Below are 14,520 nucleotides of genomic sequence, written 5' to 3' on the forward strand. Positions count from 1 at the left end.
TTGCGGCAGAATGCCTTTTTTGCAAAAAAATTTAAAAAGATGTGCAGGAATATGAAAGAAAATGTCGAATCATTATTATATGCCGAATTGCCTGGCAACTGCTTCCATGTCCTCTTTAAATTTTTCGTGCGTCGCTTCAAAGAGCTTCTCGAACATGCCATCAGTTTCTTTTTCGAGCACTTTGATGCCTTCCCCGGTAATACCACCTTTTACGGTCACCTTTTCCTGCAATGCAGGCAGTGTGTAAAAATTTTGTTTTAACAGCTCCCCCACCCCAACCAGCATTTCAGCAGTCAGTACCGTAGCGGTGCCCCTGTCGATGTTTGTTTTATTTACGGCTCCTTCCACCATTTTTTGCGCCAAAAAGCTGAAAAACGCGGGGCCGCAGCTGACAAGATCGGAGGCAACCCTCGTAATCTGCTGGCCGATTTCAATCGGCTTCGAAATTTTTGAAAACAATGCGGTTAATTTTTTCCGCCATCCATCTGTGCACTGGCTGCCGAAAGTCAATAATACGGCCCCCGCTAAAGCCCTGTTCGTAATGCTAGGAATCGCTCTTGCGCATGAGCAGGGCACAACGGAAGCGAGCTGTTCAACCGTAACCGGGCTCGTAATGCTTACGAGGCACTGCTCTTTTCGGAAGGCAGCCCCGTACCTGCTCAGAATGCCGTGCATATCAAGCGGTTTTACGCACAGTAAAACCAATTCCCCATTCCGGATGACATCTTTTATATTTCCAACCCGAATGCCAGGATATTTATTTTTCAATAATTCGGCTTTTTCAGGTGTTCTGTTCGTAATCCATAATTGCGAAGGAGTAATGGCACCGACATCAATCAAAGCTTCGATTAAAATGCTGCCCATATTACCCGTCCCGATCACTCCAATGTTCATGATGGCTTTCCCTCCTTCAGCTGCTAATTCTTTTAGCATTCCATAACAATATATGTGGAATGAAGACCGGATATGAAAAAGAGGTGAACCGTTTTGAAAGAGTTTCTTTCCAAGTACCGCTGGCATGCTACGGCAGCGTTAGCGGCAATCAGTATTGCAATATTGTTTTATTTTAGCCAAAATAAAAACATGGACAGCACTGAGCAGAAGTATACCCCGTCTGAAACGGCTGTGCAGCCCGGGGCCGGAACGTCTGCCGGGGATACCGCCGGGGCGCAGTCCGGTGCAGCGGAGGCGCAGGTTCCTGATGAAATTTACGTGGATGTGAAAGGGGCGGTCAAACATCCCGGCATATACAAAGCGGATATGGACGAACGGGTATACGATCTCATACAAAAAGCGGGGGGCTTTGAAAAAAATGCCGACCAGTCCCAGGTGAACCTCGCACAGAGAGTGAAGGATGAAATGGTGATCCAAGTGCCGGAAAAAGGCAAAAAAACTGTTCCGGCCCAGCCGGCGGGAACGGCTTCCGGCACTGCAGCGCAGCCTGCTTCTGATGCCGCTTCCGGAACTCCCGGGGAGGCGGCCGAAAAAATCAATATCAATACAGCCGACGAAGCCCAGCTTGAGACATTGCCCGGCATCGGCCCGTCAAAGGCGCGTGCGATTATTGAATACCGCGAGAAAAACGGGCCTTTCCAAAAACCAGAAGATTTGAAAAATGTCTCAGGGATTGGGGACCAGACGTTTGCCAAAATTGAAAGTTCAATTACACTGCAATAAAAATGAGTGAAAAGGAGTAGAAATCTATGGACCGGATTTCCTGGAACCAGTATTTTTTGGCGCAAAGCCATTTATTATCATACCGGAGCACATGTTCAAGGCTGGCTGTAGGGGCTACAATTGTCAGGGACAAACGGATTATCGCAGGCGGGTACAATGGCTCCATCGCGGGCGATGAACATTGCATTGACAAAGGGTGTTATGTGATTGACGGGCATTGTGTGCGGACGATCCATGCCGAAATGAACGCGATTCTCCAATGTGCAAAGTTCGGAGTGGCGACAAAAGATGCGGAAATTTATGTGACCCATTATCCGTGCCTGCAATGCACGAAAGCGATTATCCAGGCCGGCATTAAATCCGTCTACTATGCGCAGGATTACCGGGTCCACCCGTATGCTGCGGAACTGTTTGAAAAAGCGGGCGTCCATGTCGAACATGTGGCGTTTCTGCCGGAATCTTTGGATATCCATGCAAAGGAAAAGGCCGAGCTGGTTGAAAGGTTGTTTATGATTGCAAAAGACCATGGCGCGGATGCCGAAGAATTAAAAAATTTGCGGGAAGAGGCTGAAGCTTTGTTTGCGGGCGGATTTTTGGCGGAAACCCGGCATGTTCCAAAACCGTAAGGGCGGACGGCAGGATGAAAGGAAAATGGCTGTTTGCGGCGCTCGCGTCTTTAAGCGGGGCGCTCGCAGGCCTTCATGCGCCGCTTCTTCTTGTTCTGTCCGCCCATTTGGTTTGGATTCGCATCTTTATGCTGAAAAAGAGGCCCGTTATCCTCGCATCTGCCGCCCTTTACGGGCTGGGGTTTTTTAGCGGTTTTTGGCAATCCGCTACCTCCCATACAGTGCTTCAAGCCGGTAGCGCCCAATTGACCGTCCGTTTCAAAGATTATCCGAAAATAGACGGAAACCATATCAAAGGCACGGCGGATGCCGGAAAAGAAAAAATCCTATTCCAATATTATGCAAATCAGGAAACGGATTTGGAAAACTTAAAAAACATAATTTCCCCCGGAACGATTTGCACGGCTGGAGGGGAACTGGAAGCCCCGGAGCCGAACCGCAACCCCTCTATGTTCAATTACCGCGAATATTTAGCCCATCAGCATATCCACTGGATTTTTCAAGCGGACCGTATCCTTTCCTGCGGCAAACCACCCCATCAATGGAGAAGCGTTTTTAAGCAAATTCGCCATACTCTCCTGCTTCAAATCGAAAATACTTTCCCGGAACGTACAGCGCCTTATGCGGAAGCGCTTTTGCTCGGCGAACAGGAAAATTTTGACGACAGTGTTTACCAGCTTTACCAAAGGCTCGGCGTCGTCCACCTGCTGGCGATTTCCGGGTTGCACGTGCAATTGGTAGCGGGCGCATGCTTTTATCTCTTGATCCGGATCGGCATAACAAGGGAACGCGCTGCCATCTGTTTAATGTTGATCCTGCCGGTGTATGCGGTGCTGTGCGGGTTGAATCCGCCTGTTTCACGGTCTGCCGCGATGTCGGTTCTTTTGCTTTTATCCGCCCAAAAAAAGCTCCCGGTCGGCATACTTGATGCTTTATCGATTTGTTTTATTTTATTTTTGCTGAAAGATGTTTTTATCCTTTACAATATCGGTTTCCAGCTGTCATTTGCCGTTTGCCTTGCCCTTTTGCTTTCGGGCGGCATTTTAGAAAACATGCGGGGTGCGTTGAAAAAAGGGCTTGCCATTTCTTTCATTTCCCAATTGGCGGCTGTGCCGGTCCTCTGTTATTCTTTTTATGAGTTCTCCGCCATCGGCTTGCTTTCCAATCTCGTTTACATTCCATTGTACACTTATATATTGCTTCCGCTTGCTGTTTTGGCGTTTGCCTCAGAATGGCTTGCTCCGCCGCTTTTTTCGTTTTTTTCTTCATGTTTCAACTGGATGGTTGCCCTTTCAGAAAAAATGGGGGAAATGATCGATACGAGGTGGTCCACCGTTTTAACCGGAAAGCCGCCGCTTTGGGTGCTGATCCTTATAGCAGCGGCGATTGTGTATGGCTTTGTCTTGATGGAGGGAGGAAAGAAAATCATCCGCTCCGTGCTGCCGCTTGTTTTTATTATTTTTTGCTTGATCTTAAGCGAAAATCATCCGCTTTTTGGCGAAGTTACATTTATTGATGTCGGGCAGGGGGACAGCATTTTAATCCGGCTTCCGCTGGGGAGGGGAACCTATTTGATCGATACAGGGGGAACTGTGCAGTTTGAGAAACCAGCTTGGAAAAAAAGAAAAAATCCGTTTGAAGTTGGTAAAGATATTGTTGTCCCGTTTTTAAAAAGCAAAGGAATTGGTACGATCGACAAATTGATTTTAACGCACAGCGATGAAGACCATATCGGGGGTGCGGCGGCGGTTATCCGGTCATTGCGCGTCAAAGAGATCCATATTTCGCCCCATTCGTGGGAAAAGCCGTTAATGCGGAAAATGCTCGCTCATGCTGCACAAAAAAAGATTCCAGTTTATGAGATGAAAAACGGGAATGGATGGCGGAACAATTTCGGCGTTTTCCAATATGTCTCGCCGTTTGACAGCAAGTATGAAGGCAATAATGGCTCGCTTGTGCTTTACGCCGCAATGGGCGGGAAAACATGGCTTTTTACGGGGGATCTTGAACAGGAGGGGGAGGAAAAGCTGGTTGCGGCATATCCGGCATTGCACATTGATGTGCTGAAAGCCGGTCACCACGGCAGCAAGACCTCTACGGGCGAAACGCTGCTGCGGCAGTATAAGCCCTCGGTTGTGGTCATTTCCGTAGGGAAAGATAACCGCTTCGGGCATCCAAACCAGGAAGTAATTCGGAGACTCAAGAAAGCGCATGTGTTGATTTTCCGCACGGATGAAGACGGAGCGGTACAGTACCGCTTTTTCAAAGAAAGGGGAACCTTTTTAACCGTCCTTCCATAGTATAAAGTAGCTTCAAGAAGAAAGATGGCGCAAAAAAACCCGGCCGAACCGGCTTTTGCCCTGCCGGATTGCGCCCGGGCCCTTTAGTTTTATTTCCCGATGATGTCAACAGCTGTGGCAATGATAAACATAACGGCAAAAAATAAAAAAGAGACGAGAAACCCTGCAGCGGAGTCGACGACATCATTTGTTTTCGACTGGACATCCTGCTCGAATTCGTTCATCTAATCCCCCCTTTGTTTTTTAGATTATATTATAATTTCTGAATCATTTCTACAAATTTTTGGGTGCCAGGAGTTGTCAATCATAGCCCTGGGCCTTCGGGTGACAATAAAGGTAAAGGGGTCCACCGTTAATGGGAAAGCATCCTGGGACTTTTCCATTAGCGTTTATATAGATAAAGGGGATTTCTTACAAATCCCCTTTTTCATTTGTTTTCCTTGCAACGGAGCGCCAGTTTTTATACCATAGGAAGTAGAGCAGTTTGGGAGCGAGAAGAATGGACGAGTTATGGAAAAAAATCGAACGGGGGCAATTTTCCCCGCTTTATTTATTGTATGGCACGGAAGATTATTTAATACAGGAAACGAAAAATAAATTGATTGGGCATGCCCTTGCCCCGGAAGAAATGGATTTTAACTATGCTTCCTATGATTTGGAAGAAACGCCGGTCGAAACGGTTGTTGAAGATGCTGAAACTTTCCCTTTTATGGGGGAGAGAAGAATTGTGATTGCGCATCACCCGTACTTTTTAACCGCCGAAAAGCCGAAGCAGAAAGTGGAACACCAATTGGACAAGCTGGAAGCATATGTTAAGATGCCGGCTCCTTATTCCATTTTGGTGCTGGTTGCGCCTTATGAAAAACTGGATGAGCGGAAAAAACTGGTGAAGCTGCTCAAAAAACAGGCAACTGTCGGGGAAGCCAAAAAATTAAATGAAAGGGAGCTGAAAGAATGGCTTGTTGGCCGCGCCGGCGGAGAAGGCTGTCGGATCGGGAAGGAAGCGGCTGAACTCCTGATTTCGCTTGCCGGCACGGATATGAGTGCCCTTGCCAATGAAATGATGAAGCTGTGTTTATATGCGGGCAAGGGAAATGAAATATCATTGGATATGGTAGCCGCTTTAACAGCGCGGTCGCTTGAGCAAAATGTGTTTGAACTTGTGGAAAAAGTGGTCCAGCGTAAAATTGATGAGGCGCTCCGGATCTATTACGACCTTTTAAAGCTCAACGAAGAACCGATAAAAATTTTGGCGCTTATTTCGGGCCAGTTCAGGCTGATTTACCAGACGAAAGAACTGGCGAAGCGCGGTTACGGACAACAGCAAATCGCTTCCTATTTAAAAGTGCATCCTTACAGGCTAAAATTGGCGGCCGGGCAGGCCAAACTGTTTACACAGGAAGAACTGAACCAAATTATGTCGCTGCTTGCAGACAGCGACTACGAAATGAAATCCAGCGGCCTGAAAAAAGAAATGATTATTGAAATGTTTTTGTTTAAACTGCATGGGATGAAGGCAGGAACAAAATAAAAAAGACGCGCAATCGGCGTCTTTTTTATTTTTTACGCTTGTGCGGAGAATTTTTTCATCAAGCGTGCTTTTTTGCGGTTTGCGGCATTTTTATGGATAAGACCTTTAGATGCAGCTTTGTCGAGATGTTTTATCGCATTCACTAAAAGTTCTTTTGCATTTTCGTCGTTATTCGCAGCAGCAGCTTCGAATTTTTTCACTGCAGTACGCATGGCGGATTTTGCCGCTGTGTTTTGTGCATTATTTTTTTCGCTGACTTTTACGCGTTTGATTGCGGATTTAATGTTTGGCATTTCTTTCACCTCCTGCGAGCAAAAACATCTTTAACTCGTCCACATGCACTATAGAACAAATGATATTGTAACAAATGGAAAGTGATATTGCAATACATTGTACAACAATTTGCCGGTTTCCGAATGGTTTGTCCGGATTAGGGAAAAACAATGGTAAAAACATTGAAGCGCCAAAGGAGGAAACCGAATGGATTTGAGTATTTATTCCGTCCGGACGGATTTAGCGATTGAAGCCCGTGATCTGGCCGTTGAAGAAAAAATCAAAAATAAAGAAAGCGGTGAGCTTGAAGGCGTCACGGTGGAAGAAAGGACTGTAAACGATATGAAAGTCACCACCGTGAAGATATCGAAAAAAGGGGAGAAAGTGCTCGGAAAAAAAGCCGGAAATTATCTTACGATTGAAGTGCAGGGCATCCGTAACGGGGATACGGAAGTCCAGCAAAAAGTGGAAGAAGTATTTGCGGAAGAATTTAACCGGTATTTAAAAAATTTGAACATCAAGGAAGATGCGAGCTGTCTTGTCGTGGGGCTCGGGAATTGGAATGTAACGCCGGATGCGCTCGGCCCCCTTGTTTGCGAAAAAGTTCTTGTGACGCGCCATTTGTTTAAGTTGGAGCCGGAAAGCGTTGAATCCGGCTACAGGCCGGTGAGCGCGCTTGCCCCTGGCGTGATGGGGCTGACCGGCATTGAAACGAGCGACATTATTTTCGGCGTCAGTGAAAAAACGAAGCCGGATTTTATCATTGTCGTGGATGCACTGGCGTCCCGCTCGCTGGAAAGGGTCAATGCCACCATACAAATTTCGGATACAGGCATCCAGCCTGGGTCGGGCATCGGCAATAAAAGAAAAGAGCTGTCAAAGGAAACGCTCGGGGTGCCCGTGATTGCGATTGGCGTTCCGACCGTTGTCGACGCTGTGACGATTACGAGCGATACGATCGATTTCCTTTTAAAACATTTCGGGAAAGAAATAAGAGAGTCGTCGCGGCCGTCGCGGGCACTTGCGCCGGCAGGGCTTACATTCGGTGAGAAGCGGACCCTGACGGAAGAGGATATGCCGGGGAGTGAGGCGCGGAAAATGTTCATGGGGATGGTCGGAAATTTGGAAGATGAAGAAAAACGGAAGCTGATCCATGAAGTGCTCGCGCCGCTCGGCCATAATTTGATGGTAACGCCGAAAGAAATCGATGTATTTATCGGGGATATGGCAAATCTGTTGGCAAGCGGACTGAATGCGGCCCTGCATTCATCCGTCAACCAAGAAAATACAGGGTTTAAGACGGGATGAAGAGAGGGCGTTTTTCCCATGCCGGAGAAGCGCCCTCCGCATTTCGGGATGTCCAGCTGCTGGCGCTATCGGCTGGCGGATTTTCCGGCCGCTTCCCTACGATTAGTCAATATCGGCTCGATACCTCGCCATGTTTCCTTTATCCCAGTCAGGAGTCTAAAATATCCGAACGCCGATAATCAAGCGCCCTCCGCATTTCTTCGTTCTATTCTTTCTATGAAAGCCATAAGATTTATTAGATAGTAATAGACTTGATTGGAAAGGGTGGGACGATGAAACTCGGCAGGCAATCCAGCCATTTTTTTATTCTCAATCTGACAAGTATCATTCACCTGATTTCCATTGTCATCATGTCCCTGTTGCTTGTGTTTATATTAATCGGCACGCTGACGTCATTAAAGCCGGGATACCGTGTGTCGTCTTCCGCTGTCAATGAAGCGGCAAAACATTTTTCAAGCAAAACATTGTACAAGTACTTACTGTCGGACAGCCAGCTGCTTGTGCACAACTTTCCGGTTCAGGACGAGCGTCCGGTCAGCAATCTTGTATTTGAAATGTTGACCAACATCCGTTTTGAAGATCCGCGCAGTTTTCTTGGGCGCGAGCTGCCCGGCTTTGAAATCTTTGACAGCAAAATTTTAGTGGCCGGCGATGGCGCTAATTATACAAATGTGCCGATCGAATCCGTCCCGCCCGACAGTGCTTTGAAAGCAAAAGACCCGGCAACGCAAAACACGGATCAAATTGATGATAAAAGCAGCAGTGATGAAGCCAAGCAGCCTCCCGAAAGGACAACCGGCGGAAAAAAGCGAGTATTTATCTATTTTACGCATACGCATGAATCTTACTTGCCATATTTAAAAGGCGTTACGAACCCGAATCTGGCCCAGCACTCGAAAATCAACGTCACGAAAGTCGGTGAAAAGCTGGCACAGGACTTGGAGGACAGAGGGATCGGCGCCACCTCCAGTACGACCGATATTCAAAAATTGCTCGTCCAGAACCATATGGACTATACCCAGTCCTACCAGGAATCGCGGACCGTAGTTGAAGCTGCCATGAAAAATGACCGCGATCTCCAGTATTTTATCGATGTCCACCGCGACTCAAGAAGAAGAAAAGATACGACAGTAGAAATAAACGGAAAATCTTACGCAAAAATCGCTTTTATTATTGGCGGGGAAAACCCGAATTGGGAAAAAAATGCAAAGCTTGCCGAGGATTTGCACAACCTGATTAAAAAGAAATATAAAAATTTATCAAGGGGTGTCATCTTGAAAAAAGGCGCGCTCACAAACGGAAAATTCAACCAGGATTTATCGGGGAATTCTTTTTTGATTGAAGTCGGGGGCGTCGATAACACATTTGAAGAGATGTACCGGACGATGGATGTATTTGCCGATGTGTTTGCCCAATATTACTGGCAGGCGCAGAGCGTGAGTGGTTCCGGTTCTGCAGAAACAGGGAAAAATTAACCGCCGGCAATGGGCGGATTTTTCTTTTGTTCCATGGGCAGCTGTCGCGAATAGCAGGAAAAGAGGGCCGCGCTATGTACGGAGCGGTTGCCGCGGCAGATTGCGGGTGAGCTTACCCCGCCGTCGTTTTTCATTGAATGTCCGTTTCCCTGCTGATATAATCAAAAATAGTGTACATGTGCCGAATACAGGAGTGAATGATATGATGAACCGTAAAGAAAAGCTAGACAGGCAAAGGAGGATCCGAAACTTTTCCATAATTGCCCATATCGACCATGGGAAATCGACTTTGGCCGACCGCATATTGGAAAAGACGCATGCGTTAAGCCAGCGTGAAATGAAAGACCAGCTCCTTGATTCGATGGAATTGGAACGCGAGCGCGGCATTACGATTAAATTAAACGCCGTACAGCTTAAATATAGAGCAAATGATGGAGAAGAATATATTCTCCATTTAATTGACACCCCGGGACATGTCGACTTTACATATGAAGTGTCGCGCAGCCTCGCCGCTTGTGAAGGTGCGGTGCTCGTTGTGGATGCTGCGCAGGGGGTGGAGGCGCAGACGCTCGCGAATGTATACCTCGCTTTGGACAACAATCTTGAAATTATTCCTGTCATCAATAAAATTGACCTGCCTTCCGCCGATCCGGAACGCGTCCAGCAGGAAATTGAGGATGTGATCGGCCTTGATACGTCGGAAGCTGTGCTTGCATCCGCCAAAGCCGGGATCGGCATTGAAGATATTTTGGAACAAATCGTCGAGAAAGTGCCGGCGCCTGAAGGTGACCCTGATGCTCCGCTGCAGGCGCTCATTTTTGATTCGCTGTATGATTCCTACCGAGGCGTCATTGCTTATATCCGCGTGATGCAGGGGTCGGTAAAAGTCGGCGATAAAATCCGGATGATGTCAACCGGCAAAGAGTTTGAAGTGACGGAACTCGGCGTCAGCACCCCGAAGCCGGTATATGTCGACGAATTAACTGTCGGTGATGTCGGATTTTTGACTGCATCGATCAAAAATGTAAAAGATACGCGCGTCGGGGATACGATTACAAGCACTGTAAACCCTGCGAAAGAGCCGCTTCCGGGTTACCGGAAAATGAACCCGATGGTTTACTGCGGCCTGTATCCGGTCGACAGCGCCAGATTTAACGACTTACGGGACGCCCTTGAAAAACTTGAATTAAACGATTCCTCACTGCAATATGAGCCGGAAACATCACAGGCGCTCGGCTTCGGCTTCCGCTGCGGTTTTCTCGGCCTTTTGCACATGGAAATTATCCAAGAGCGGCTTGAGCGCGAATTCAATATCGACCTCATTACAACTGCCCCGAGCGTGATTTACAAAGCGAAACTGACGGACGGCAGCGAGGTGACTGTTGACAACCCTACAAATTTGCCGGAACCGCAAAAAATCGAATATATCGAAGAGCCGTATGTTCGCGCCTCCATAATGGTGCCGAATGATTATGTCGGTGCTGTCATGGAAATTGCGCAGGCGAAGCGGGGCAATTTTATCGATATGCAGTATTTGGATGATATCCGCGTCAATGTCATTTACGAAATCCCGCTTGCCGAGATTGTATACGACTTTTTTGACCAGCTGAAATCGAGCACGAAAGGGTACGCTTCTTTCGATTACGAGCTGATCGGGTATAAGCGTTCGAACCTTGTGAAGATGGACATTTTGCTGAACGGGGAAAAAGTGGACGCCTTAAGCTTCATTGTCCACCGCGATTTTGCGTACGAGCGCGGGAAAGCGATCGTGGAAAGGTTAAAAGAACTCATCCCGCGCCAGCAGTTTGAAGTGCCGGTCCAGGCTGCGGTCGGGCAGAAAATCATCGCCCGCTCCAACATTAAGGCGCTGCGCAAAAACGTGCTTGCAAAATGTTACGGCGGCGATATTTCACGGAAAAGGAAACTCTTGGAGAAACAAAAAGAAGGAAAGAAACGGATGAAGCAGGTCGGTTCCGTAGAAATCCCGCAAGAAGCGTTCATGGCAGTATTGAAAATGGACGATACTTCGAAAAAATGACCGGCCCGGGGCAGGAAGGGGCAGCTTTGGTGTATTCCCGTGCCCCTTCCTGCTTTGTTCTCTTTTTTTGCTTGAATATGGGCGGCGATGGAAAGCCGGGGATTTTTCGAAGAAGGGATATCCCGGCGCGCATCACGGGTATTCCCGCCGATAATGCATAACAAGGATTTTTCAAAAAGCCGACAAGTAAGGTTGTGATGAAGTGAAAGCTGCATATATCCATATCCCGTTTTGCGAACATATTTGCTATTACTGTGACTTCAATAAATTTTTATTAAAGGGCCAGCCGGTGGATGAATATATCGAGATGCTGCTGAAAGAAATGAAAATGAAAACGGCGGCCGGGGCATGTGAAAAACTGAACACCATTTTTGTAGGCGGGGGCACGCCGACTGCTTTAAATGAATACCAGCTTGAAAACCTGCTGGCGGGTATACGCGAAATCCTGCCGTATGACGGGAAAGGCGAATTTACGTTTGAAGCGAACCCCGGCGAGACGTCGGAAGGAAAACTGCGGATCCTTTACGAATACGGCGTCAACCGGTTAAGTTTCGGCGTCCAGTCGTTCAATGACCGGCTGCTTAAGAAAATCGGGCGGACGCACCGTGCCGAAGACGTGCACCGGACGATTGAAAATGCGGTAAAGGTTGGCTTTTCCAATATCAGCCTTGATTTAATGTTCGGGCTTCCGGGGCAAACCGTGGAGGATTTCCGTGATACGCTGGATGAGGCATTGTCCATGCAACTCCAGCACTATTCAAGCTATTCCTTGATCATTGAACCGAAAACCATTTTTTATCATTTAAAAAGAAAAGGGAAGCTCCATCTGCCTTCTGAGGATGCGGAGGCCGATATGTACGGGTTGTTAATGGATGAAATGGAAAAGCACGGCTACCGCCAATATGAAATCAGCAATTTCACGTTGCCCGGATATGAGAGCCGCCATAATCTCGTTTACTGGAACAACGAAGAATATTACGGTTTTGGCGCCGGGGCACACGGGTATGAAAACGGGGTCCGCATGTCGAATTACGGCGCGTTGAAAAAATATATCGAGTTGCTTCGGGGCGGCATGCTTCCCGTTATCGAGAAGCATCCGGAGACAAAGCGGGAGAAAATGGAAGAAGAAATGTTTCTCGGCTTAAGAAAAAATGAAGGGGTTAGCATCCGCCATTTTCGTGAAAAATTTCAAGTGGATCTATCCGAAATTTTTGCCGATGCAGTGAAGGAAATGGAGGAAAAGGGGCTTCTTGAACAGGTGGACGGGCATATCCGGCTGACGCGGAAAGGGCGCTTTCTCGGCAACGAAGTATTCGAAGCGTTTTTGCTCGGCTGACCAGCTGTAAACATGTAAATATATTGACAATGGCGCATGATTTTGTTAATTTATTTATATAAATTAGCACTCATTCGTATTGAGTGCTAACAGGGGTGATGGAAGTTGTTAACTGATCGTCAGCTGTTAATTTTGCAAGTGATCATTGATGACTTTATTCGTTCAGCCCAGCCTGTAGGTTCCAGAACGCTGTCCAAGAAACGCGGGATCTCTTTCAGTTCCGCCACGATCCGGAATGAGATGGCGGATTTGGAGGAACTCGGGTTTATTGAAAAGACCCACACTTCTTCCGGAAGGGTTCCGTCCGAAAAAGGCTACCGTTATTATGTCGATCATCTTCTATCGCCGCAAAAACTCGGGCCTGCGGATATTTCGCAAATCCATTCCATTTTCGCTGAAAAAATCTTTGAAATGGAAGGACTTGTAAAAAAATCGGCGCAAATTCTTTCCGAAATGACCAATTACACGGCGATCCTGCTTGGCCCTGAAGTGAAAGATACGAAGCTGAAAAACATGCAAATTGTTCCGATTAACGATAAAACAGCTGTTGCCATTATGATTACGGACACCGGGCACGTGGAAAACCAGACGATTACGCTACCGGAAGGGTTCCATCCGGGGCAGCTCGAAAAAATGGTGAATATTTTTAATGAGCGCCTCGCCAATGTGCCGATTTCGGAGTTGAAAGATAAAATTCATAAAGAAGTGGCGGATATTCTGCGCTGCCATATTGAAAATTATGAATCGATCCTGAATACGATTATCAAAATGTTCAACGCCGGCCGCCACGAGAAAATTTTTGTCGGCGGAAAAGCCAATATTTTGAACCAGCCGGAGTTCCATGACCTTGACAAAGTCCGGCCTTTGCTTGACATGATTGAACGGGAAGACAGCTTTTACGAAATTGTAAAACAAGTACCGAGCGGAATCCACGTGAAAATTGGAAAAGAAAACAAGATTTCCGAGATGGAAGACTGCAGCATGATTACAGCAACTTATTCAATCGGGGATGAACCAGTCGGCAAGATCGCGATTTTGGGCCCTACGCGTATGGAATATTCACGAGTCATCAGTATTGTGGATTTCTTAAGCAATGATATGACCAATGCCTTGACAAAACTGTATCACCGATAGGCAATATGGACATATTGGAAAGTAGGAAGGCTTAAAGCGCGGCCGGATGCTTTAAGTCCTTCTTATTGTGCTTTTTTATGCCCGGCGGTTTATACTTTAAAGGGGGTGAACAAAAAATGGCAGAAGAACAAAAAAAACCATCTGAAAACGCACATGAAGCCGCAGAGGAAAAAATTGAAGCGGTTTTCGAGGAAGAAAAAGAAACGGAAAAACCGGCTGATACGCTAAAAAACGGCGGCGCCGAAACAAAGGAAGGGGCTCCGGAAACCAAAGACGCTGAAACCGAAAAAGCGGAAGCGCCGAAAACTGAAGAGGAGAAGGCAGAAAACGCGTCTGAAGCGCAGCCGGCCAATGAAGAACTGGAAAAAGCGAAACAGACGATAAAAGAACTGCAAAATGAGCTCGAACAGGCCGAAAACCGCTACCTCCGCCTGCGTGCCGATTTTGAGAATTTCCGGCGCAGGGTGAACTTGGACCGGGAAGCGGCCGAAAAATACAGGGCGCAAGAATTGATCACGAACCTGCTTCCGGCTATTGACAATTTCGAACGCGCGCTTTCCATGGCCGAGAAAAACGATCATACAAAACAATTGTTGGACGGCATGGAAATGGTGTACCGGAGCATTTTGGAGGCGCTGAAAAAAGAAGGCGCCGAGCCGATTGAAGCGCTTGGCAAGGAATTCGACCCGCATTTCCACCAGGCGATCATGCAGGGCCAGGAAGAAGATGTTGCGTCCAATGTAGTCCTTGAAGAATTCCAAAAAGGCTATATGTTAAAAGACAGAGTCATCCGCCCGTCAATGGTGAAAGTGAATCAGTAAC

At 47.2% G+C, this 14,520-nt stretch carries 13 protein-coding genes; 10 read left to right on the forward strand and 3 right to left on the reverse strand.

Annotation, left to right across the window (positions count from 1 at the left end):
* Window positions 1–75: 75 nt before the first annotated feature.
* Window positions 76–894 carry a late competence protein ComER gene (comER, locus tag GBH70_RS03880; protein ID WP_151679796.1) on the reverse strand — a complete coding sequence of 273 codons (819 nt, stop codon included), beginning with the start codon at window positions 892–894 and terminating at the stop codon, window positions 76–78.
* Between the two features lie 93 nt (window positions 895–987).
* Here comER and GBH70_RS03885 point away from each other — a divergent pair, with 93 nt between their 5' ends.
* The 3 genes from GBH70_RS03885 to GBH70_RS03895 are packed head-to-tail and all read left to right on the forward strand — an operon-like array spanning window position 988 to window position 4,603.
* Window positions 988–1,677 carry a helix-hairpin-helix domain-containing protein gene (locus tag GBH70_RS03885; RefSeq protein WP_253693437.1) on the forward strand — a complete coding sequence of 230 codons (690 nt, stop codon included), beginning with the start codon at window positions 988–990 and terminating at the stop codon, window positions 1,675–1,677.
* Window positions 1,678–1,703: 26 nt separating this feature from the next.
* Window positions 1,704–2,303 (forward strand): ComE operon protein 2, encoded by a 600-nt coding sequence (locus tag GBH70_RS03890; protein WP_151679797.1) that lies wholly within the window; start codon window positions 1,704–1,706, stop codon window positions 2,301–2,303.
* Window positions 2,304–2,317: 14 nt separating this feature from the next.
* Window positions 2,318–4,603 (forward strand): DNA internalization-related competence protein ComEC/Rec2, encoded by a 2,286-nt coding sequence (locus GBH70_RS03895; RefSeq protein WP_151679798.1) that lies wholly within the window; start codon window positions 2,318–2,320, stop codon window positions 4,601–4,603.
* Between the two features lie 89 nt (window positions 4,604–4,692).
* On the opposite strand, the gene GBH70_RS03900 is transcribed toward GBH70_RS03895, so the two are convergent.
* Entirely contained in the window at window positions 4,693–4,827 is a 135-nt protein-coding gene (locus GBH70_RS03900; protein WP_151679799.1) for a YqzM family protein, read from the reverse strand.
* A 275-nt stretch (window positions 4,828–5,102) separates the two neighbouring features.
* On the opposite strand from GBH70_RS03900, the gene holA reads away from it, so the two are divergent.
* The gene (holA, locus tag GBH70_RS03905) at window positions 5,103–6,134 is read left to right on the forward strand and encodes a DNA polymerase III subunit delta (protein WP_151679800.1); all 1,032 of its coding nucleotides are present in this window, start codon (window positions 5,103–5,105) and stop codon (window positions 6,132–6,134) included.
* Between the two features lie 32 nt (window positions 6,135–6,166).
* Here the strand turns inward: holA and rpsT are convergent, their stop codons facing one another.
* The gene (gene rpsT, locus GBH70_RS03910) at window positions 6,167–6,427 is read right to left on the reverse strand and encodes a 30S ribosomal protein S20 (RefSeq protein ID WP_151679801.1); all 261 of its coding nucleotides are present in this window, start codon (window positions 6,425–6,427) and stop codon (window positions 6,167–6,169) included.
* 187 nt (window positions 6,428–6,614) lie between these two features.
* Here rpsT and gpr point away from each other — a divergent pair, with 187 nt between their 5' ends.
* The 6 genes from gpr (at window position 6,615) to grpE (ending at window position 14,519) form a co-directional block, all read left to right on the forward strand.
* A complete protein-coding gene (gene gpr / locus GBH70_RS03915) occupies window positions 6,615–7,715 on the forward strand; it encodes a GPR endopeptidase (RefSeq protein ID WP_151679802.1) in 1,101 nt (366 codons plus the stop codon).
* Between the two features lie 272 nt (window positions 7,716–7,987).
* Window positions 7,988–9,190, forward strand: a complete 1,203-nt coding sequence (spoIIP, locus tag GBH70_RS03920) for a stage II sporulation protein P (protein WP_151679803.1) — start codon at window positions 7,988–7,990, stop codon at window positions 9,188–9,190.
* Window positions 9,191–9,395: 205 nt separating this feature from the next.
* Window positions 9,396–11,228, forward strand: coding sequence for a translation elongation factor 4 (lepA, locus tag GBH70_RS03925; protein WP_371862230.1), 1,833 nt, complete (start codon window positions 9,396–9,398; stop codon window positions 11,226–11,228).
* A 202-nt stretch (window positions 11,229–11,430) separates the two neighbouring features.
* Entirely contained in the window at window positions 11,431–12,564 is a 1,134-nt protein-coding gene (gene hemW, locus GBH70_RS03930; protein WP_151679805.1) for a radical SAM family heme chaperone HemW, read from the forward strand.
* A 105-nt stretch (window positions 12,565–12,669) separates the two neighbouring features.
* On the forward strand, window positions 12,670–13,698 hold the full coding sequence (gene hrcA / locus GBH70_RS03935) for a heat-inducible transcriptional repressor HrcA (protein WP_151679806.1): 1,029 nt from the start codon (window positions 12,670–12,672) through the stop codon (window positions 13,696–13,698).
* A 116-nt stretch (window positions 13,699–13,814) separates the two neighbouring features.
* The gene (gene grpE, locus GBH70_RS03940) at window positions 13,815–14,519 is read left to right on the forward strand and encodes a nucleotide exchange factor GrpE (protein ID WP_151679807.1); all 705 of its coding nucleotides are present in this window, start codon (window positions 13,815–13,817) and stop codon (window positions 14,517–14,519) included.
* Window position 14,520 lies beyond the last annotated feature (1 nt).

Origin of the sequence: Weizmannia acidilactici (genome assembly GCF_008974225.1) — a bacterium.
Taxonomy (GTDB): Bacteria; Bacillota; Bacilli; order Bacillales; family Bacillaceae_C; genus Weizmannia; species Weizmannia acidilactici.

Excerpts from the sequence above, each read along its gene's own strand:
- rpsT (WP_151679801.1), bottom strand. The coding sequence starts at position 6,427 with ATGCCAAACATTAAATCCGCAATCAAACGCGTAAAAGTCAGCGAAAAA.
- GBH70_RS03895 (WP_151679798.1), top strand. The coding sequence starts at position 2,318 with ATGAAAGGAAAATGGCTGTTTGCGGCGCTCGCGTCTTTAAGCGGGGCG.
- comER (WP_151679796.1), bottom strand. The coding sequence starts at position 894 with ATGAACATTGGAGTGATCGGGACGGGTAATATGGGCAGCATTTTAATC.
- GBH70_RS03890 (WP_151679797.1), top strand. The coding sequence starts at position 1,704 with ATGGACCGGATTTCCTGGAACCAGTATTTTTTGGCGCAAAGCCATTTA.
- spoIIP (WP_151679803.1), top strand. The coding sequence starts at position 7,988 with ATGAAACTCGGCAGGCAATCCAGCCATTTTTTTATTCTCAATCTGACA.
- GBH70_RS03900 (WP_151679799.1), bottom strand. The coding sequence starts at position 4,827 with ATGAACGAATTCGAGCAGGATGTCCAGTCGAAAACAAATGATGTCGTC.
- gpr (WP_151679802.1), top strand. The coding sequence starts at position 6,615 with ATGGATTTGAGTATTTATTCCGTCCGGACGGATTTAGCGATTGAAGCC.
- grpE (WP_151679807.1), top strand. The coding sequence starts at position 13,815 with ATGGCAGAAGAACAAAAAAAACCATCTGAAAACGCACATGAAGCCGCA.
- lepA (WP_371862230.1), top strand. The coding sequence starts at position 9,396 with ATGAACCGTAAAGAAAAGCTAGACAGGCAAAGGAGGATCCGAAACTTT.
- holA (WP_151679800.1), top strand. The coding sequence starts at position 5,103 with ATGGACGAGTTATGGAAAAAAATCGAACGGGGGCAATTTTCCCCGCTT.